Origin of the sequence: Pseudomonas sp. BP6 (assembly GCF_017875935.1) — a bacterium.
GTDB classification, from domain to species: domain Bacteria; phylum Pseudomonadota; class Gammaproteobacteria; order Pseudomonadales; family Pseudomonadaceae; genus Aquipseudomonas; species Aquipseudomonas putida_Y.
Genome location: NZ_JAGINI010000001.1, coordinates 658,797 through 677,049 on the forward strand (window position 1 = coordinate 658,797; position 18,253 = coordinate 677,049).

Genomic DNA, 18,253 nt, shown 5'->3' on the forward strand with positions numbered 1-18,253 from the left:
AAAACAGTGGGTTGCATTTTGTTTGATGAGAGCGGGCGTGCCCGCGAAGAGGCCAGAACAGGCAAAAGAAAGCCCCGCGTCGATCGCGGGGCTTGTCATTTCAGCTAACCAGCCTTACTGCTGAGCCTGGCTCACCGAGCGCGGTGCCACCGGCTGGTTGTCGTTGGAGATGGTCACCTCCACCCGACGGTTCTGCGCACGGCCCGAGTTGCTCGAGTTGTCCGCTACCGGGTACGCCTTGCCATAGCCCTGGGAAACGATTCGCGCCGGATCTACCCCGGCACGTACCAGTGCCATGCGCACGCTGTTGGCGCGGCGCTCGGACAGTGTCTGGTTGTAGTTGGCCGAGCCGACGCTGTCGGTGTAGCCCTCGACGATCACCTTGCGTTCCGGGTTTTCCTGTAGGAACCGCGCCAGCTTGGTGATGTTCGGGTAAGCGCTGCTCTTGAGTTCGGCCTTGTTGAAGTCGAACAGTACATCGCCGAAGGTCACCAGCGTTCCGCGGTCGGTCTGCTTGGCGTTGAGGCTGTCCTGCAGCTTGGCGATCTGCGCGTCGCGGGCATCCAGTTTGGCCTGGGCGCGCTGGGCCGAGGCGTTCTTCAGCTCGGCTTCGGCGGTGCGCAGGGCAATGGTCTGCTTGGCCACTTCGACGCGCTGGTTGGTCAGGTAGGCCAGTTGGTCGACTTTCTTCTCGTCTTCACGGTCCATGTACGCCTTGTCGGCCTTGTTCAGCCAGTCCTGGGCGTCCTTGGTCTCCAGTGCCGCGACCTTGCTCGCTTGCGGGTTGCTCTGCAGCGAAGAGAAGTTGGTGCGGGCCGCTTCCAGATTGGCATTCGGATCGTGCGAGCAGGCAGCAAGACCGACGCTCAGGGCCAGCAGGGCGGGAATCATGACGTGTTTGCGCATAGTGTTCATCCTTTGATCGTGTGCGAAGGCTAAGGTTGGCGGGGCAGGGCTCACTGAACGCTGCGCAGGCCTTCCTCACGTACGTCCTGAACGCCCTGGCGGGCATCCTGCACGGCCTTCTGGGCTTTGGCTGCCTGGGCCTTGCGTTCGGCGAGGCGTGCATCCCACTCGGCCTGTTGGGCCAGGCGCTTGGCCTCGTCGTACTTCTTGTCGTGCATGGCGATTTCGGCTTGCTTGAACTTGTCCTGAGCCGCTTTCATTTCCACGGCGGCGAACTCTGTACCGCCGGCGCTGACGGCGGAGTTCACGGCGGACTGGGTAACGGCATACTGCTCGGTGGGCGGATTGCCCGCACAGCCGGCCAGGACCAGGCTACTGCCCAGTGCCAGCGCGGCCAGCTTGAACCCGCGCACATGAGTGGATGACAGTTTGCTAGTGCGGGTCTTCATGGTGGTCAGCTCCATTGGATCACTCCTGATAACGACGATGTCCGTAGCAGTCCATCGCTCAATCCCTGACAAAACCGCGCGCTTCAGCTCAACGGTGCACGAGGGCAGTGTGCAGGGTTTTAGCGTGATGGCTATTGGCTCCGACTCGGACGTTTTTCGAATAGTTCAGAAAAAAGCGCCGGAATCGGATAACTATTTCTGACTGATCGGTCAGTGCGAATTGCCTGGAACTTTCCCAGGCTGGAGCTGTATTCCGGGCCTTCAGCAGGCCCGGAACGCAGGAGCGCAGGATTATTTGTCGCTGTCGACTGTAGCGTTGCTCAAGTTGTGCAGGTGCTGGCGGGACAGGGAGAGAAAGCGCGGCGTAGGACCGACGTCCTCGTACAGGGGGTCGCCCTCTTCGTCGGTGGCGATGACCTGGCGGCCCTGTACATAGGGGAAGCTGGCCTCCAATTCTTCAAGGGCGGCTGCGACCAGTTCGCCGAGCAGTTCTTCGGCCGTGCGCTTGGGGTACATGTCGATCAGCGCGGCCAGGCGCGCCTCGGACTCCAGGTCCAGGTGCAGGACATGGCCCGTACGGCTGAGGGTGCCGGCGGCATTCTGTTCCCAATGCTGGGCGAGTTCACGGATTTTCATGATGACCTCTGTTGACGCCTGGAAAGGCTGCACTGCATGGGAGTGCTGTGCTTTCACTTTAGTTTGGTTTGGCCGATCACGGCTTGCCATCGTTGCCCGGCTGTGGGCACTCTTGGGGGATACCGCCCCCCCTGTAGGAGCGGGTTTACCCGCGAACACCGGCAACGCCGGTGCCAGGCACCGCCTTGGGTTGTTCACGGGTTAACCCGCGCTTGCACAGGGCGCGCTGAGGCTGATAGGGATGCAACGGAGAGAGCGCCAATGACCGATATCGATGTGCGTTTGCGTGAAGATGTCCATGTGTTGGGTGAACTGCTTGGCGAAACCATTCGCCAGCAGCATGGCGATGCGTTCCTGCAGAAAATCGAGGACATCCGCCACAGTGCCAAGGCCGACCGCCGCGGCCCTGGTGAGCAACTGAGTTCAACCCTGGCGGACCTTGCCGAAGAAGACCTGCTGCCTGTAGCGAGGGCCTTCAACCAGTTCCTCAACCTGGCCAACATGGCCGAGCAGTACCAGTTGATCCGCCGCCGCGACGCTGACCAACCCGAACCTTTCGAAGCGCGGGTACTGCCCGAGCTGCTGGGGCGTCTGAAGCAGGCCGGCCACAGCAACGACGCCCTGGCCCGGCAACTGGCCAAGCTCGATATCCAGTTGGTGCTCACCGCACACCCCACCGAAGTGGCCCGCCGCACACTGATCCAGAAGTACGACGCGATCGCCGGCCAACTGGCCGCACAGGACCATCGTGACCTGACCCCGGCAGAACGCCAGCAAGTGCGCGAACGCCTGCGCCGGCTGATCGCCGAGGCCTGGCATACCGAAGAAATCCGCCGCACCCGGCCTACGCCGGTAGACGAAGCCAAGTGGGGTTTCGCAGTGATCGAGCATTCGCTGTGGCACGCCATCCCCAGCCACCTGCGCAAGGTCGACAAGGCCCTGCTGGAGGCCACTGGCCTGCGCCTGCCGCTGGAGGCCGCGCCGATCCGCTTTGCCTCGTGGATGGGGGGGGACCGGGATGGCAACCCCAATGTGACCGCTGCCGTCACCCGCGAAGTGCTGCTGCTGGCGCGCTGGATGGCCGCCGACCTGTTCCTGCGCGACATCGATGCACTGGCCGCCGAGTTGTCCATGCAGCAGGCCAGCGACGCCCTGCACAAACAGGTCGGCGACAGTGCCGAACCCTACCGCGCAGTGCTCAAGCGACTGCGCGACCGCCTGCGTGCGACACGCGCATGGGCGCATTCGGCCTTGACCAGCAACCAACCAGCCGGTGCCGACGTGCTGGTGGACAACCGCGACCTGATCGCGCCACTGGAGCTGTGCTACCAGTCGCTGCACGAATGCGGCATGGGCGTGATCGCCGAAGGCCCGCTGCTTGACTGCTTGCGTCGCGCGGTTACCTTCGGCCTGTTTCTGGGCCGCCTGGACGTGCGCCAGGACGCTGCCCGTCACCGTGATGCGCTGACCGAGATTACCGACTACCTGGGCCTGGGGCGTTACGCTGACTGGGATGAGGAGCAACGCATCGCGTTCCTCCAGGCCGAGCTGAAAAACCGCCGGCCCCTGCTACCTGCGCATTTCAAGCCGCAAGCGGACACCGCCGAAGTGCTGGCGACCTGCAGGGAAGTGGCCGCTGCACCGGCCGCCTCGCTGGGGTCTTACGTCATCTCCATGGCGGGGGCCGCCTCGGATGTACTGGCGGTACAACTGTTGCTCAAAGAAGCCGGCCTGACCCGCCCCATGCGTGTGGTGCCACTGTTCGAGACCCTGGCCGACCTCGACAACGCCGGCCCGGTCATGCAGCGCCTGCTTGGCCTGCCGGGCTACCGTGCGGGCCTGCGCGGCCCGCAGGAAGTGATGATTGGTTACTCCGATTCGGCCAAGGACGCCGGCACCACGGCTGCTGCCTGGGCGCAGTACCGGGCTCAGGAAAACCTGGTGCGTATCTGTGCCGAGCATCAGGTCGAGCTGCTGCTGTTCCACGGCCGTGGCGGTACGGTCGGGCGAGGCGGTGGCCCGGCCCATGCCGCGATCCTGTCGCAGCCACCGGGTTCGGTGGCGGGGCGTTTCCGCACCACCGAGCAGGGTGAAATGATTCGCTTCAAGTTCGGCTTGCCGGGCATCGCCGAGCAAAACCTCAACCTGTACCTGGCTGCCGTGCTTGAAGCCACGCTGTTGCCACCGCCGCCCCCGCAGCCGGCCTGGCGTGAGGTGATGGACCAGTTGGCTGCCGATGGTGTCCAGGCCTACCGCGGCGTGGTGCGGGATAATCCCGATTTCGTCGAGTACTTCCGCCAGTCGACGCCAGAACAGGAGCTGGGGCGCCTGCCGCTGGGCAGCCGCCCGGCCAAGCGTCGCGCCGGGGGCATCGAAAGCCTGCGCGCCATCCCGTGGATCTTCGGCTGGACCCAGACCCGGCTGATGCTGCCGGCCTGGCTGGGCTGGGAAACCGCGCTGACGAATGCCTTGGCCCGGGGACAGGGTGAGTTGCTGGCGCAGATGCGAGAGCAATGGCCGTTCTTCCGCACCCGCATCGACATGCTGGAAATGGTGCTGGCCAAGGCCGATGCGCAAATTGCCGAGGCCTACGACGAACGTCTGGTGCAACCGCACTTGCTCCCTTTAGGTGCGCACCTGCGCGACCTATTGTCGCAGTCATGCCAGGTGGTGTTGGGCCTGACCGGGCAGCCGGTGCTACTGGCGCACAGCCCCGAGACACTGGAATTCATTAGCCTGCGCAATACCTATCTGGACCCGTTGCACCGCCTGCAGGCAGAGCTGCTGGCTCGCTCGCGCAGCCGCGAAGCCGCTCTGGACAGCCCGTTGGAGCAGGCCTTGCTGGTGACCGTGGCGGGTATTGCCGCTGGGCTGCGCAACACCGGCTAAGGGCAAGCCCGGGTCGTGTCTGGCGAGTGCCATACAGGCCCGGCACAATGACGGGGAGGGTGGTTGCGCCGGGCGCAACCGCCTGCCCGGTCAGCCGCAAGTGGCGCATTCCTGCAACTTTGGGACGCTTGTCTGGCTGCCGGGCGCTGTGTATCTTGAGCAGCCTTCTGACCGATTTATGGTCATACCCGATTTTCCGGACTTGGCCCTGGTCGCCGAATCCATTGAATTTCATAAAAAAATTTGAGGAGCACAAGATGCGCGTAATTCTGCTGGGAGCTCCCGGGGCCGGTAAAGGTACTCAGGCAAAGTTCATCACCGAAAAGTTCGGTATTCCACAGATCTCCACCGGTGACATGCTGCGTGCCGCCGTCAAGGCCGGCACCCCGCTGGGCCTGGAGCTGAAGAAAGTCATGGATGCAGGCCAGCTGGTCTCCGACGAGTTGATCATCAGCCTGGTGAAGGAGCGCATCGCTCAGCCTGATTGCGCCAACGGTTGCCTGTTCGACGGCTTCCCACGCACCATCCCGCAAGCCGAAGCCATGGTCGCTGCCGGTGTCGACATTGATGCCGTGGTTGAAATTGCCGTGGACGACGAAGAAATCGTCGGCCGCATGGCGGGCCGCCGCGTGCACCTGGCCTCGGGCCGTACCTACCACATTCAGTACAACCCGCCGAAAGTGGAAGGCAAGGACGACGAGACCGGTGAAGACCTGATCCAGCGTGACGACGACAAAGAAGAAACCGTTCGCCATCGCCTGTCGGTCTACCACAGCCAGACCAAACCGCTGGTGGATTTCTACCAGAAGCTGTCGGCTGCCAATGGCGGCAAGCCGAAGTACAGCCACATCGAAGGTGTCGGCTCGGTTGAAGCCATCACCGCCAAGGTCCTGGCAGCCCTGAGCTGAACCGGCGCCTGACGCACCTCGAAACGGCCCGCTTTTGTGGGAGCGGCCTTGTGTCGCGAAAGGGCTGCAGAGCAGCCCCAGATAATGGTGTGATACCGCTGAAACCCTGGGGCCGCTTTGCGGCCCTTTTCGCGACGCAAGGTCGCTCCTCCAGGGCCAGTGCAGGCTTTGAAATCAGTGCGATGGGCCGCACAGCGGCCCCCTCGGGACACAACGCCGCTGCTGCTCTATACTGCCGCTCTTTTTCATTCGCACCTGGATACCCGTTCGATGACCACCCTGCTGGCCCTGGATACCGCCACCGAAGCCTGTTCCGTCGCGCTGCTGCATGACGGCAAGGTAACCAGCCACTACGAGGTGATCCCGCGCATGCATGCCCAGAAGCTGCTGCCGATGATCAAGCACCTGCTGGCTGACGCTGGCGTGGCACTGAATGCGCTGGATGCCATTGCCTTTGGCCGTGGCCCGGGCGCGTTCACTGGCGTGCGTATTGCCATCGGTGTGGTGCAAGGCCTGGCCTTTGCCCTCGAACGCCCGGTGCTGCCGGTGTCCAACCTGGCCGCACTGGCCCAGGGTGCATTGCGCGAGCATGGCGTGCAGCAGGTGGCAGCGGCCATTGATGCACGCATGGATGAAGTGTACTGGGGTTGCTACCAGGCCACGGCGGGCGAAATGCGCCTGGTCGGCCGTGAAGCCGTGTTGCCGCCCGAGCAGGTGGCGCTGCCGGCAGGCAGCAATGGCGAGTGGTTCGGTGCCGGTACCGGATGGGGCTATGCCGAGCGCCTGGCGGTTCAGGTGGCCGCGAGCAACCCTGGCGCCTTGCCCAATGCCCTGGACGTCCTCAGCCTGGCCACCTTCGCCTGGGCGCGTGGCGAGGCAATCGTCGCCGAGCAGGCGCAGCCGGTTTATCTGCGCGATAATGTAGCCACGCCCAAGAAGCACTGAGTGCTGTTCGTCGGTTATCGCCGAACACACTAAAACCTTTTGCGCGATCTGTGGTCCAGTTATCACTCAAGCATTAGCGACGGAACCCTGATGCTGCTAAATTGCCATCATTGGTCCTGAGTGCTCATGCCATGCGTATCGACGGTTTCTCATCGCAGTCCTACCCGCTCAAGCGCACCTCGCGCAAAGCAGCGGTGCGTGACCAGGCCATCGACGATGCCGAGGTAATCGAGGAGGCAGAAGCCGCCCCGCAGGAAACCACCGCCCGCCGCCCTGGCGGTGGCCTGCCAGCCCGCCAGCAGGACATGGTTTTCCCTCGTGCCCGTGACCGCCGCACCGCCACCGCACTGGCCAGCTACCTGAGCACTGCCGGTTTTACCGACTGGGACATGGAAGTACTGGGGCTCGACCTGTACATTTGATGGATGAATCCGTCACCACTGCCTTACTTTCTCGGTTGCCCGTCGTGGAGCGAAAACGCCTGGCGCGACTACCTGTACCCCGCCGACGCCAGCAGTAATCAAATGCTTGGCTTCTACAGCCAGGTCTTCAACGCCGTCGAAGGCAACACCACTTTCTATGCACGTCCCGCGCCCGGTACCATTGCCCGCTGGGCGCAAGTCATGCCCGAGCACTTTCGCTTCACTGCCAAGTTTCCGCGGGATGTCAGCCATGAGGGCGACCTGCGTGACCAGCTTGAGCCTGCCTTCGACTTCACCCGGCTGATGGCCCCGCTGGGCCAGCGCGTGTCACCCTACTGGCTGCAGTTGCCGGCCCAGTTTGGCCCGGCGCGCCTGGGTGAGCTTTGTCACTTCCTCGATCAGATCGCCGTGCCCGTGGCCGTGGAAGTGCGCAACCAGGCCTTTTTTGCCAAGGGTGAGGAAGAACGCCTGCTCAATCGCCTGCTGCACGAACGCGGCGTGGAGCGCATCTGCCTCGACCCGCGCGCGCTGTTCAGTTGCACCTCGCGCGACCCTGCCGTGCTGCATGCGCAGTCGAAGAAGCCCAGGGTGCCACCGCGTCCGGCAGCCTTCAGCCAGCACCCTCAGGTTCGCTTCATCGGCCATCCGGAACTGGAGGCCAACCACACCTTCCTCGGCCCTTGGGTAGAAAAAGTCGCCGCCTGGATCGAAGAAGGCCGCAATCCCTATATCTTCCTGCACACCTCGGACAATCGCCTGGCTGCGGCGCTGGCCCAGTGTTTCCATCAGCGGCTGATGGCACGGCTGCCGGGCCTGGCACCTTTGCCGGAATTGCCGCGCGCCCCTGAGGTCGAACAATTAGGGCTACTCTGACCTTTCCCTGACTGCCGGAGGTTGAACCATGGATGTGCAAACCCTGCGAGCTGAGGCCTTCAAGGCTTTACACGAGCGCGACGGCGCGTTCGTCATCCCCAACCCGTGGGATGCCGGCTCCGCCAAGTTGCTCGCCAGCCTGGGTTTCGAGGCACTGGCCACTACCAGTGCAGGCCTGGCCTTCAGCCTGGGCCGGCCAGACGCCGAAGGCGCCTTGAGCCTGGACGATACGCTGGACAATGCCGGCGAGATCGTCGATGCCACCGCGCTGCCGGTGGCCGCCGATCTGGAAAACGGCTTTGGCGATTTGCCCGAAGACTGTGCCCAGACCATTCTGCGTGCCGCCGAAGTCGGCCTGGTAGGCGGCTCCATCGAAGATGCCAGTGGCCGCAGTGATGCGCCCATCTATGACTTCGGGCTGGCCGTGGAGCGCGTGCGCGCCGCTGTGCAGGCGGCGCGTGGCCTGCCATTCCCGTTCACCTTGTGCGCCCGTGCAGAAAACCTGCTGCACGGGCGCATGGACCTCGATGACACGATCTTGCGCCTGCAAGCCTATGCCGAAGCCGGTGCCGACGTGCTCTACGCCCCCGGGCTGCGCACTGTGGAGGAAGTCCGTGCCGTGGTTCAGGCAGTCGCACCGCGCCCTGTGAATGTGCTGATGGGCATGGTGGGCGTGCCGCTCAACGTCAACCAGTTGCAGGACCTGGGCGTGCGTCGCATCAGTGTGGGCTCCTCGCTGGCCCGTGCTGCACTCGGGGCCTTTCACCGAGCCGCGCTGGAAATTCGCGATGAGGGCACGTTCGGCTACGGTGAGCAGGCCATGCCGTTTGCCCAACTGAACGACCTGTTCCGCCGCTGATGCGGGCATTGCTGGCGATACTGGCCGGCCTGCTGACGGTGGCCGGCCTGGCCTGGCACTTCGGCTGGCGCCTGCCTGCCATGTGGAACCCCTGGGCACCGCTGGACGTAAGCCAGCCGCCCAACCTGCTGACCCCCTACAAACTGTCGCGCCTGCGCAATGACCCGGCGCTGTGCCGGCAGGCGCTGGAAACCAGCCACCTGCGTTACCGGGCACAAGCCGACAGCCCGGCGTCGGCCAACTGCCCGCTGCAGAACGTCTGGCGCATCGAGGGCGGCCAGGCGCGGCTGAGCAGCAGCTTTCTGGCCAGTTGCCCGCTGGCGGTGGCCTATGCACTGTTCGAGAACCATGGCTTGCAGCCGGCGGCGCAGGAAGTGTTTGGGCAATCGGTGACGCAGGTCGATCACCTGGGCAGCTTTGCCTGCCGCAATGTCTACCATCGCAAGCAGGGCCGATTGAGCCAGCACGCCACGGCCAATGCGCTGGACATCAGCGGATTTCGCCTGAAGGACGGCCGGCGCATTATTCTGGCGCGTGACTGGCAGGCAGGTGGACAGAAGGCGGAATTCCTGCACCGGGTGCAGCGGGCAGCTTGCGAGAGCTTCAGCACGGTACTGGGGCCGGACTACAACGCTGCGCACCGCAACCACTTCCATCTGGACATGGGGCGCTGGCAGATCTGTCGTTAGCTTCAGGCGTACGCGCGCACGTTGTTCAGCACCACTGGGCGCGCCCAGTGGATGTCGAACTCCAGGTCATTCTGCTGCTTGGCCAGGGTGGCTTCGTCGAACGGCTCGGGCGCCGGGTCCAGCAGGTTGGTCTCGAGCTCGGCAATGGGCAGGAACAATGACCGTGGTGTGGGGGCCGGGCCAGGCTCGGCAATGGGCTGGCCCTGGCTCATTACCACCGGACGCAGCCAGCTGTTGTTGATGTCGAGCTGACGCTGCTGCTCGATCAGTTCAATGGCGCTGAACGGCTCGGGCGCGGGTGGCAGCAGCTTGGCCTCGAGCTCGGCCTTGGGCAGGAAAAGCGGCTCGGGCGGTGCCACCACGGTGTCTTGCACCGGGCAGGCGCGCTGAGCGTCGATCAGGGCCAGGGCACGGGCCCCGCCGATGGGTTCGCCGCTGTCCTGATCGTACTGCACGAACGACTGGCTGACGCCGTCTACGGGCTCTTCCTGCTGCTCGGCCATGGCCCGGGCAAAGAAATCCTGCCACAGGTGGCTGACGCCCCCGAGTGCCTGGGTGTTGTGCTGACTGTAGTTGCCGACAGGCGACAAATAGGTCAAGCCGATGGGAAGAGTATCTGACATGGCAGTCGTGCGCGCTGTGCTCTGGCAGAATAGCGGGATATTGCCTGTATCGGCCGTGGTTGCCGATTCATTAAGGGCTTGGTTTGATTTTTCGGGTGTGAACGATGGAAGAGCAAGGCACGGGTATCAGGGTCGAGGCAATGACAGCTGAGTATGCGCAACAGGCCAGGGCGTGGGCTGAACGCCTGGGCCTGCCGCTGCAGGACGATACCGCCGGCTTCGCTGTGCAGGTGGGCGCCGACGGCTTGCAGATTCAGCAACTGGGCCCGCAGGCGCCCGGGCCGGTGCGCGTGGACTTCGTCGAAGGCCAGGCTGCGCATCGCCGCCAGTTTGGCGGTGGCAACGGGCAGATGATCGCCAAGGCCGTGGGCATTGCCCAAGGTATCCGGCCGCAGGTGCTGGATGCCACGGCGGGGCTGGGCAAGGACGCGTTCGTGCTGGCCAGCCTTGGCTGCCAGATGACCCTGATCGAGCGCCAGCCGCTGATTGCCGCGCTGCTGGAGGACGGCCTGGCGCGGGCGCGAGCGGACGAAGAAGTGGGCCCGATTGTCGGGCGCATGCGCCTGCTGACCGGCAACGCCATCGAGCGCATGCGCGCCTGGGAAGGGGAGGCGCCGCAGGTGATCTACCTCGACCCGATGTTCCCGCACCGCGACAAGAGCGCCCTGGTGAAAAAGGAAATGCGCGTGTTCCGGCCTTTGGTGGGCGATGACCTGGATGCCCCGGCGCTGCTCGAAGCCGCCCTGGCGCTGGCCAGCCACCGAGTGGTGGTGAAGCGGCCGCGCAAGGCGCCGATCATCGACGGGCCGAAGCCGAGCCATAGCCTTGAGGGTAAGTCGAGCCGCTATGACATTTATCCGAAGAAGGCGTTGAAGGCCTAGTCTCCACGCAGGCGCCTCAGGCGTTCTTTCAACTCTTGGTCTACAAAGTCTTCCGGGATTGAAGGGTCAATGGTTGAAGGGCCGCCAAGTATATCTTCAGCGGTTTTACGGCTAGGGCCGGAGTAGACTGGAATTTCACCATGTAGCTCTTGAGTAAGTGTAAAGTTAAAACGACCGTTCTGGTCAGCTGACAACTTTTTCAATGTTGCGTGTTGCTGATCAAGCGTGCTTAATTCTTGGAGCACATTTTCCGTTGTATGAGGAGCGTCATATTTAAGTCCAAGTTCTAGTTTTTTTTCAGATCTGAGTTGGCGCTTGCTGATGGATTTTGAGAGCTTATTGTATTCATTTCTAGATAGGTTAGGTCTGCGCTCATCCAGACGTGGAGCCAGCTTCTTGTATGAGTAGCCACCATTTAACTTTTTGTACAGCCTTCCGAAAAATCTGCCGCTAGGGTCCACTCTGTTGATGGGGTCGTTACCGCAATAGGCATAGGCATTGAGACCACCTTTTCCGAACGGGGAAAAGCTGTCCGCACTGTGAAAGCGCATCAGTCTTGAATTGAACAGACGGTGACCATTACCTAGCAAGTAACCTATGGCAGAGGGTAACCAACTCTGGCCTGTGAATCGAGATAGTAAGGGGTTGGTAGGCGGGCAATTGTCATTGCCGTAAGGGCTGTAGTTAATGTTCCTCTGGCTTTTCGAGCCAATGCTGACTGTTGACTCTTGTGCGTCGGTGGCCAATAGACGTACTTGTGGAGGGGTATTTGTCGTTTCGCTTAGATTCCGGTTATTGGCGCTGAGCAATGTCTGGTGAGTACTCCCTGTATGCCAGGTTGAAAGCTTATTATCCTTATAGAAAAAAATCAGTGTGTGCGCTGGCATGGTGATGCGTTCATGTTAATGAGTTAGATATGAACCTACCGGGAGTTTTTCTGTTTGGCTACTGGCAGAAATGCTAGGTAGGCGCATTGGTTAAACAGGTTCGGCTGATTGGCGAATATGGCCCGTTGTGCGCCTCTATCGCGACACAAGGCCCCCTACAATGGCCTGTGTCCAACATCGATCAGTGTGTAGGAGCGGGTTTACCCGCGAATATGGTGGCGGCAGCAACGGTGAACGGCTGGTAGAAATTGGCCGGCAGACCCGGCCCTTTCGCGGGTAAACCCGCTCCTACAGGGAGACGTGATAGGTGTTTTCAGGGTGGAAAGCCCGCAAGAATACTTCTACCACCTCTCGCACATGCGCCTCGGCCTCATCTCCCTCCAGCGGCCCCGCACAACCCAGCAGCAAGCGGTAATCTGGCGCCCCCTTGACCAGGCAGAAGAAGTGCTCCGCCGCCCTCAATGGGTTGTCGATGCGCAGCAGCCCGCGCTCGTGGGCCCCGCGCAGCAGGGCTTCCATCCCGGCCAGCACGCGCTTGGGCCCGGCCTCGTAGAAGTACTCGCCAAAACTCGGGTCCAGGCTGCCCTGGGCCATGATCAGGCGGCTGAGCTTGATCGCTTCGTCACTGCTGATAAGCGCCTGGAAGTTGCGGGCAATGGTCAGCAGCACTTCTTCCACCGGTACCCCCTCGGGATACTCGAACAGCAGGTCAGGCAACTGGATCTGGCAGGTGGCCATGACCGCCGAGCAGAACAGGGTCTGCTTGTCGGTGAAGTGGCTGTACACGGTGAGCTTTGAAACACCTGCCGCCGCAGCGACCGCATCCATGCTGGTGTTGGCGTAGCCAAGGCTGAGGAACAGCGTCTTGGCCGCTTCGAGGATCGCCTCGCGCTTGGCCAGGTCCTTGGGCCGACCCGGGCCGATGGGTGCGTCGTTGGACATTGTGGTCTGCATCTGGTTGAAGGATCACCATCTTAACGGGTCAGGCGCCATCCGGCGAAAGCCAGGCTGCATTACCTGCTGACCGCACGCTTGAAAAACCAGCGCACACCCTTCCCGCCATCCTTTCGCTGACTTAATATACCCGTCAGTACAAATATTAAATGTGCACTCCGCGAAAGGATTCATCATGTTGCGCCATGCCTTGTCCATCGCTCTGCCCGCCGCTGCTGCCCTGCTTCTGGCGGCGTGTGGCCAGGAAGCCGCCCCACCCGCAGCACCGCGCCCGGCACTGGTGGTTCAGCCACAGCCGGCCGAAGCCGCTGCCGACAGTTACCCCGGTGAGGTGCGTGCGCGTTTCGAACCGGAGCTTGCCTTCCGCATTGGCGGCAAGGTCAGCAACCGTTTGGTCGAGGAAGGGCAGCGGGTCAAGGCCGACCAGCCGCTGGCCGAACTGGACCCGCAGGACGTGCATCTGCAGCTGGAAGCCAACCGCGCCCGGGTGGCCGCTGCGCAGGCCAATCTGTCGCTGGTGCGCGCCGAGCGCGACCGCTACCAGAAGCTGCTGGAGCGGCAGATGGTCAGCCATTCCCTGTACGACAATGCCGAAAACCTCTACCGCGCAGGCCTTGCCCGTCTGAAGCAGGCCAAAGCCGAGTTCGATGTGGCTGGCAACCAGGCCGAATATGCCGTATTGCGTGCGCCGCAGGCCGGGGTGATCGCCAAGCGCCAGGTTGAAGTGGGCCAGGTGGTCGCCGCCGGGCAGACCGTGTTTACCCTCGCCGCCGATGGCGAGCGAGAAGTGGTCATCGGCCTGCCGGAACAGCAGTTCGCTCGCTTCGCTGTGGGTCAGCCGGTGAGCGTGGAGCTGTGGTCGCACCCGCAGGCACGTTTCCAGGGGCGCATTCGCGAGCTGTCACCGGCTGCCGACCCGCGCTCGCGCACGTTCGCGGCGCGCGTCGCCTTTACCACGGCCGCCGTTCCGGCTGAGTTGGGCCAGAGCGCCCGGGTGTTCATCGCCAAGGATGGGCTGATCCCGCTGTCGGTACCGCTGTCGGCAGTGACTGCGGAAAACGGTCAGGCCTATGTCTGGCGGGTGAACAAGGAAAGCCGCCTGGAGCGGGCGACCGTGCGGCTGGGGGCATATGGCAGCGACAGTGTGCCGGTGCTCGAAGGCCTGGACCCGGGTGACTGGGTGGTTGCCGCTGGTGGCCATGTACTGCGCGAGGGCCAGGAGGTACGCCCCGTGGACCGCAGCAACCGTGTAGTGAACCTGGCGGCCAAGGAGTAAGTCCCGATGGGTTTCAACCTTTCTGCCTGGGCGCTGCGCAACCGCCAGATCGTCCTGTTCCTGATGATCCTGCTGGCCGCCATTGGCGCCATGTCGTACACCAAGCTTGGCCAGAGCGAGGACCCGCCATTCACCTTCAAGGCTATGGTCATCCGCACCCTGTGGCCAGGCGCCAGCGCCGAAGAAGTGTCGCGCCAGGTGACCGAGCGCATCGAGAAGAAGCTGATGGAAACCGGCGAGTACGAAAAGATTGTCTCGTTCTCTCGCCCCGGTGAATCGCAGGTCACTTTCATGGCCCGCGACTCGCTGCATTCCCAAGACATCCCTGAGCTGTGGTACCAGATTCGCAAGAAGGTTGCGGACATTCGTCATACCTTGCCACCGGAGATCCAGGGCCCGTTCTTCAATGACGAGTTCGGCACTACCTTCGGCAATATCTATGCGCTGACTGGTGAGGGTTTCGATTATGCGCTGCTCAAGGACTACGCCGACCGTATCCAGATCCAGCTGCAGCGGGTCAAGGATGTGGGCAAGGTCGAGCTGATCGGCCTGCAGGACGAGAAAGTCTGGATCGAGCTGTCCAACCTCAAGCTGGCGACCCTCGGGGTGCCCCTGGAAGCTGTGCAGAAGGCGTTGCAAGAGCAGAACGCGGTGAGCACCGCCGGTTTCTTCGAGACGCCCAGCGAGCGCCTGCATCTGCGGGTGAGCGGGCGTTTCGACAGCGTCGAGCAGATCCGCCAGTTCCCCATTCGCGTGGGTGATCGCACCTTCCGGATTGGCGATGTCGCCGAGGTGCACCGTGGCTTCAACGACCCACCCGCACCACGCATGCGCTTCATGGGCGAGGATGCCATTGGCCTGGCAGTGTCGATGAAAGACGGTGGTGACATCCTGGTGCTGGGCAAGGCCCTGGAAGGCGAGTTCGAGCGCCTGGCGCACAGCCTGCCGGCCGGCATGGAGCTGCGCAAGGTCTCGGATCAACCGGCGGCGGTGAAGGCTGGCGTGGGGGAGTTCGTCCAGGTGCTGGTCGAGGCGCTGGTCATTGTGCTGCTGGTGAGCTTCTTCTCGCTGGGCCTGCGCACCGGCCTGGTGGTGGCGCTGGCCATTCCGCTGGTGTTGGCCATGACCTTTGCCGCCATGCATTACTTCGGCATCGGCCTGCACAAGATTTCCCTCGGTGCACTGGTGCTGGCCCTGGGCTTGCTGGTGGATGACGCGATCATTGCCGTGGAGATGATGGCGATCAAGATGGAGCAGGGCTACGACCGGCTCAAGGCGGCCAGCTATGCCTGGACTAGTACGGCCTTCCCGATGCTTACCGGCACGCTGATCACGGCAGCAGGTTTTCTGCCGATTGCCACCGCGGCCTCCAGCACGGGCGAATACACCCGGTCGATCTTCCAGGTGGTAACCATCGCTCTGCTGACCTCGTGGGTGGTGGCCGTGGTGTTCGTGCCTTACCTGGGCGAGCGCCTGTTACCCGACCTGGCCAAGCTGCATGCCGCGCGGCATGGCAAGGACGGCCATGCGCCAGACCCATACGCCACCCCGTTCTACCAGCGCGTGCGACGGCTGGTGGAGTGGTGCGTACGGCGGCGCAAGACGGTAATCCTGCTGACCATCGCTGCCTTTGTCGGCAGCATCCTGCTGTTCCGCTTCGTGCCCCAGCAGTTCTTCCCGGCTTCCGGGCGCCCGGAGCTGATGGTTGACCTGAAGCTGGCCGAAGGCGCCTCGCTGGCCAATACCGCCGAGCGGGTCAAGCAGCTGGAGGCGCTGCTCAAGCAGCAGGACGGTATCGACAACTACGTGGCCTATGTGGGCACCGGTTCGCCGCGCTTCTACCTGCCGTTGGACCAGCAACTGCCGGCAGCCAGCTTTGCCCAGTTCGTGGTGCTGGCCAAGTCGATGGAAGACCGCGAGCGCCTGCGCAGTTGGCTGATCAGCACTGTGGACCAGCAGTTCCCCGACCTGCGTGCCCGGGTCACGCGCCTGGAAAACGGCCCGCCCGTGGGCTACCCGGTGCAGTTCCGGGTCACTGGCGAGCATATCGAGAAGGCCCGTGCACTGGCCCGTGAAGTGGCTGACAAAGTACGCGAGAACCCGCATGTGGTGAACGTGCATCTGGACTGGGAGGAACCCAGCAAGGCGGTGTTCCTCGAAATCGACCAGGACCGCGCCCGGGCGCTGGGTGTGAGCACCGCGCACCTGGCGAGCTTCCTGCAAAGCTCGCTGATCGGCACCACGGTCAGCCAGTACCGCGAGGACAACGAGCTGATCGAGATCCTGCTGCGCGGTACCCCCCAGGAACGCAGTGAGCTGGGCAACCTGGGTAGCCTGGCGTTGCCCACCGACAATGGCCGGAGCGTGGCGCTGTCGCAGGTGGCGACCCTGGAGTACGGCTTTGAAGAAGGCATCATCTGGCACCGCAACCGCTTGCCGACGGTGACCGTGCGTGCCGATATCTACGACCAGGAGCAGCCGGCGACGCTGGTGAAACAGATTCTGCCGACCCTGCAGGACATCCGCGCCAAGCTGCCCGATGGCTATCTGCTGGAGGTGGGCGGCACAGTGGAGGACTCCGAACGGGGGCAGAAATCGGTGAATGCCGGCATGCCACTGTTCGTCGTGGTAGTCCTGAGTTTGCTGATGATCCAGCTGCGCAGTTTTTCGCGCACGGTGATGGTGTTCCTCACCGCGCCGCTGGGGCTGATTGGTGTGACCCTGTTCCTGCTGGTGTTCCGTCAGCCGTTCGGCTTTGTCGCCATGCTTGGCACCATTGCCTTGGCGGGGATGATCATGCGCAACTCGGTGATCCTGGTGGACCAGATCGAGCAGGACATCGCAGCGGGGATGGAGCGCTGGCAGGCGATCATCGAGGCTACGGTGCGGCGCTTCCGGCCGATCGTGCTGACCGCGCTGGCGGCGGTGCTGGCCATGATCCCGTTGTCACGTAGTGTGTTCTATGGACCGATGGCGGTGGCGATCATGGGTGGGCTGATCGTGGCCACGGTGCTTACACTGCTGTTCCTGCCGGCGTTGTATGCGGCGTGGTTCAGGGTGAAGAAGGGCTGAAGGCCGCTCCTACAACGGCCTGTGTCCAACCCCGCCGCCGTGTAGGAGCGGGTTTACCCGCGAATACGGTGGCGGCAGCAACGGTGAGCGGCTGGTGAAAATTGGCCAGCAGGCCCGGCCCTTTCGCGGGTGAACCCGCTCCTACAGAGGACCTCGCAGGCTTTTCGATCATTGTAGGAGCGGGTTTACCCGCGAATACGGTGGCGGCAGCAACGGTGAGCGGCTGGTGAAAATTGGCCAGCAGGCCCGGCCCTTTCGCGGGTGAACCCGCTCCTACAGCGCGCCGAAGACCTTCTTGGCCAGGCTGGTAGCCGCAGCTGTCGGGTTCTGGCGAATGCTCTGTTCCTGCTTGCCGATCATCTCGAACAGGCCGTCCAGCGCCTTCTCGGTCACGTAGTTCTCGATATTGGCGTCATCCTTGACCAGCCCCAGGCCTTTGGCCTGGGCAGCGAAGGCATTGTACTGCTGGGCCACGCCGACCTTGTCGGTGGCCTGCTTGACGATTGGCAGGAACTTGGCGCGGATCTGCTCGCGGCTGCTCTTGTTCAGGTACTGGGTGGCCGAGTCGTCACCGCCGCTGAGAATGCCCTTGGCATCGGTCACGCTCATGTTCTTCACGGCCTCCACCAGAATTGCCTGGGCCTGCGGCACGGCAGCCTCGGCGGCCTTGTTCATGCTGGTTTCCAGGGCTTCGACCTGTTCACCCTTGCCGAACATTTTCATCGCCTTGGCAGCTTTGCCCAGGTTGCCTGGCAGCTCGATGCGCACGTCCGGGTTGTTGCTGAAGCCGCCTGGGGTGCTCAGTTGCTTGACGGCCAGTTGCGCACCTTGGGTCAGGGCGTCCTTCAGGCCGCCGGTGGCGTCTTTCTGGCTGAGGTCGCCGAGCGACAGGGCCAGGGCACTGGCCGACAGCAGCAGGCCGGCGCACAGGGTGGTGAAGCGCAGGGAAGTGCGGATCATGAAGCTTTCCTTGTAAACGGATGA

The 18,253-nt window shown here is 63.1% G+C and carries 17 protein-coding genes; 10 read left to right on the top strand and 7 right to left on the bottom strand.

What is annotated here, in order from left to right:
- Nucleotides 1-114: 114 nt before the first annotated feature.
- The 3 genes from J3A98_RS02970 to J3A98_RS02980 all read right to left on the bottom strand — a co-directional run bounded on the left by J3A98_RS02970 (nucleotide 115) and on the right by J3A98_RS02980 (nucleotide 1,991).
- On the bottom strand, nucleotides 115-906 hold the full coding sequence (locus J3A98_RS02970) for an OmpA family protein (RefSeq protein WP_176682731.1): 792 nt from the start codon (nucleotides 904-906) through the stop codon (nucleotides 115-117).
- A gap of 50 nt (nucleotides 907-956) precedes the next feature.
- Nucleotides 957-1,370 (bottom strand): DUF4398 domain-containing protein, encoded by a 414-nt coding sequence (locus J3A98_RS02975; RefSeq protein ID WP_020190164.1) that lies wholly within the window; start codon nucleotides 1,368-1,370, stop codon nucleotides 957-959.
- 276 nt (nucleotides 1,371-1,646) lie between these two features.
- Nucleotides 1,647-1,991 (bottom strand): hypothetical protein, encoded by a 345-nt coding sequence (locus J3A98_RS02980; RefSeq protein ID WP_021785939.1) that lies wholly within the window; start codon nucleotides 1,989-1,991, stop codon nucleotides 1,647-1,649.
- Nucleotides 1,992-2,252: 261 nt separating this feature from the next.
- Between J3A98_RS02980 and ppc the strand changes: the two genes are divergently transcribed.
- From ppc to J3A98_RS03015, 7 genes are all read left to right on the top strand, one after another.
- The gene (ppc, locus tag J3A98_RS02985) at nucleotides 2,253-4,880 is read left to right on the top strand and encodes a phosphoenolpyruvate carboxylase (RefSeq protein ID WP_209963905.1); all 2,628 of its coding nucleotides are present in this window, start codon (nucleotides 2,253-2,255) and stop codon (nucleotides 4,878-4,880) included.
- Between the two features lie 257 nt (nucleotides 4,881-5,137).
- Nucleotides 5,138-5,788: an adenylate kinase gene (adk, locus tag J3A98_RS02990; protein WP_004575467.1), complete on the top strand. Its 651-nt coding sequence runs from the start codon at nucleotides 5,138-5,140 to the stop codon at nucleotides 5,786-5,788.
- A 270-nt stretch (nucleotides 5,789-6,058) separates the two neighbouring features.
- Nucleotides 6,059-6,733 (top strand): tRNA (adenosine(37)-N6)-threonylcarbamoyltransferase complex dimerization subunit type 1 TsaB, encoded by a 675-nt coding sequence (gene tsaB / locus J3A98_RS02995; RefSeq protein WP_209963907.1) that lies wholly within the window; start codon nucleotides 6,059-6,061, stop codon nucleotides 6,731-6,733.
- 131 nt (nucleotides 6,734-6,864) lie between these two features.
- Nucleotides 6,865-7,155: a hypothetical protein gene (locus J3A98_RS03000; protein WP_084850406.1), complete on the top strand. Its 291-nt coding sequence runs from the start codon at nucleotides 6,865-6,867 to the stop codon at nucleotides 7,153-7,155.
- A 3-nt stretch (nucleotides 7,156-7,158) separates the two neighbouring features.
- On the top strand, nucleotides 7,159-8,028 hold the full coding sequence (locus tag J3A98_RS03005) for a DUF72 domain-containing protein (protein ID WP_209963911.1): 870 nt from the start codon (nucleotides 7,159-7,161) through the stop codon (nucleotides 8,026-8,028).
- Between the two features lie 28 nt (nucleotides 8,029-8,056).
- Complete coding sequence (locus tag J3A98_RS03010; RefSeq protein WP_209963914.1) at nucleotides 8,057-8,887, top strand: isocitrate lyase/phosphoenolpyruvate mutase family protein; 831 nt, start codon at nucleotides 8,057-8,059, stop codon at nucleotides 8,885-8,887.
- A complete protein-coding gene (locus J3A98_RS03015) occupies nucleotides 8,887-9,576 on the top strand; it encodes an extensin family protein (protein ID WP_176682736.1) in 690 nt (229 codons plus the stop codon). The genes J3A98_RS03010 and J3A98_RS03015 overlap by 1 nt, the downstream gene beginning before the upstream one ends.
- A 2-nt stretch (nucleotides 9,577-9,578) precedes the next feature.
- Here the strand turns inward: J3A98_RS03015 and J3A98_RS03020 are convergent, their stop codons facing one another.
- Nucleotides 9,579-10,199, bottom strand: coding sequence for an energy transducer TonB (locus tag J3A98_RS03020; protein WP_209963917.1), 621 nt, complete (start codon nucleotides 10,197-10,199; stop codon nucleotides 9,579-9,581).
- Nucleotides 10,200-10,303: 104 nt separating this feature from the next.
- Between J3A98_RS03020 and J3A98_RS03025 the strand changes: the two genes are divergently transcribed.
- Nucleotides 10,304-11,080, top strand: coding sequence for a class I SAM-dependent methyltransferase (locus J3A98_RS03025; RefSeq protein ID WP_209963920.1), 777 nt, complete (start codon nucleotides 10,304-10,306; stop codon nucleotides 11,078-11,080).
- Here the strand turns inward: J3A98_RS03025 and J3A98_RS03030 are convergent.
- Both J3A98_RS03030 and J3A98_RS03035 read right to left on the bottom strand, forming a co-directional pair.
- Complete coding sequence (locus tag J3A98_RS03030) at nucleotides 11,077-11,967, bottom strand: RHS repeat-associated core domain-containing protein (RefSeq protein ID WP_209963924.1); 891 nt, start codon at nucleotides 11,965-11,967, stop codon at nucleotides 11,077-11,079. The genes J3A98_RS03025 and J3A98_RS03030 overlap by 4 nt on opposite strands.
- Nucleotides 11,968-12,255: 288 nt before the next feature.
- A complete protein-coding gene (locus J3A98_RS03035) occupies nucleotides 12,256-12,921 on the bottom strand; it encodes a TetR/AcrR family transcriptional regulator (protein WP_209963928.1) in 666 nt (221 codons plus the stop codon).
- A gap of 175 nt (nucleotides 12,922-13,096) precedes the next feature.
- Here J3A98_RS03035 and J3A98_RS03040 point away from each other — a divergent pair, with 175 nt between their 5' ends.
- Together J3A98_RS03040 and J3A98_RS03045 are read left to right on the top strand one after the other, a co-directional pair.
- Nucleotides 13,097-14,197, top strand: coding sequence for an efflux RND transporter periplasmic adaptor subunit (locus J3A98_RS03040; RefSeq protein ID WP_209963930.1), 1,101 nt, complete (start codon nucleotides 13,097-13,099; stop codon nucleotides 14,195-14,197).
- Nucleotides 14,198-14,203: 6 nt separating this feature from the next.
- Entirely contained in the window at nucleotides 14,204-17,269 is a 3,066-nt protein-coding gene (locus tag J3A98_RS03045; protein WP_209963933.1) for an efflux RND transporter permease subunit, read from the top strand.
- Between the two features lie 273 nt (nucleotides 17,270-17,542).
- Here J3A98_RS03045 and J3A98_RS03050 read toward each other — a convergent pair whose 3' ends face one another.
- Nucleotides 17,543-18,229: a DUF4197 domain-containing protein gene (locus J3A98_RS03050; protein WP_209963937.1), complete on the bottom strand. Its 687-nt coding sequence runs from the start codon at nucleotides 18,227-18,229 to the stop codon at nucleotides 17,543-17,545.
- Nucleotides 18,230-18,253 lie beyond the last annotated feature (24 nt).

Coding starts and splice junctions, on each gene's coding strand:
- J3A98_RS02970 (WP_176682731.1), bottom strand. CDS start 906: ATGCGCAAACACGTCATGATTCCCGCCCTGCTGGCCCTGAGCGTCGGT.
- J3A98_RS02975 (WP_020190164.1), bottom strand. CDS start 1,370: ATGGAGCTGACCACCATGAAGACCCGCACTAGCAAACTGTCATCCACT.
- J3A98_RS02980 (WP_021785939.1), bottom strand. CDS start 1,991: ATGAAAATCCGTGAACTCGCCCAGCATTGGGAACAGAATGCCGCCGGC.
- ppc (WP_209963905.1), top strand. CDS start 2,253: ATGACCGATATCGATGTGCGTTTGCGTGAAGATGTCCATGTGTTGGGT.
- adk (WP_004575467.1), top strand. CDS start 5,138: ATGCGCGTAATTCTGCTGGGAGCTCCCGGGGCCGGTAAAGGTACTCAG.
- tsaB (WP_209963907.1), top strand. CDS start 6,059: ATGACCACCCTGCTGGCCCTGGATACCGCCACCGAAGCCTGTTCCGTC.
- J3A98_RS03000 (WP_084850406.1), top strand. CDS start 6,865: ATGCGTATCGACGGTTTCTCATCGCAGTCCTACCCGCTCAAGCGCACC.
- J3A98_RS03005 (WP_209963911.1), top strand. CDS start 7,159: ATGAATCCGTCACCACTGCCTTACTTTCTCGGTTGCCCGTCGTGGAGC.
- J3A98_RS03010 (WP_209963914.1), top strand. CDS start 8,057: ATGGATGTGCAAACCCTGCGAGCTGAGGCCTTCAAGGCTTTACACGAG.
- J3A98_RS03015 (WP_176682736.1), top strand. CDS start 8,887: ATGCGGGCATTGCTGGCGATACTGGCCGGCCTGCTGACGGTGGCCGGC.
- J3A98_RS03020 (WP_209963917.1), bottom strand. CDS start 10,199: ATGTCAGATACTCTTCCCATCGGCTTGACCTATTTGTCGCCTGTCGGC.
- J3A98_RS03025 (WP_209963920.1), top strand. CDS start 10,304: ATGGAAGAGCAAGGCACGGGTATCAGGGTCGAGGCAATGACAGCTGAG.
- J3A98_RS03030 (WP_209963924.1), bottom strand. CDS start 11,967: ATGCCAGCGCACACACTGATTTTTTTCTATAAGGATAATAAGCTTTCA.
- J3A98_RS03035 (WP_209963928.1), bottom strand. CDS start 12,921: ATGCAGACCACAATGTCCAACGACGCACCCATCGGCCCGGGTCGGCCC.
- J3A98_RS03040 (WP_209963930.1), top strand. CDS start 13,097: ATGTTGCGCCATGCCTTGTCCATCGCTCTGCCCGCCGCTGCTGCCCTG.
- J3A98_RS03045 (WP_209963933.1), top strand. CDS start 14,204: ATGGGTTTCAACCTTTCTGCCTGGGCGCTGCGCAACCGCCAGATCGTC.
- J3A98_RS03050 (WP_209963937.1), bottom strand. CDS start 18,229: ATGATCCGCACTTCCCTGCGCTTCACCACCCTGTGCGCCGGCCTGCTG.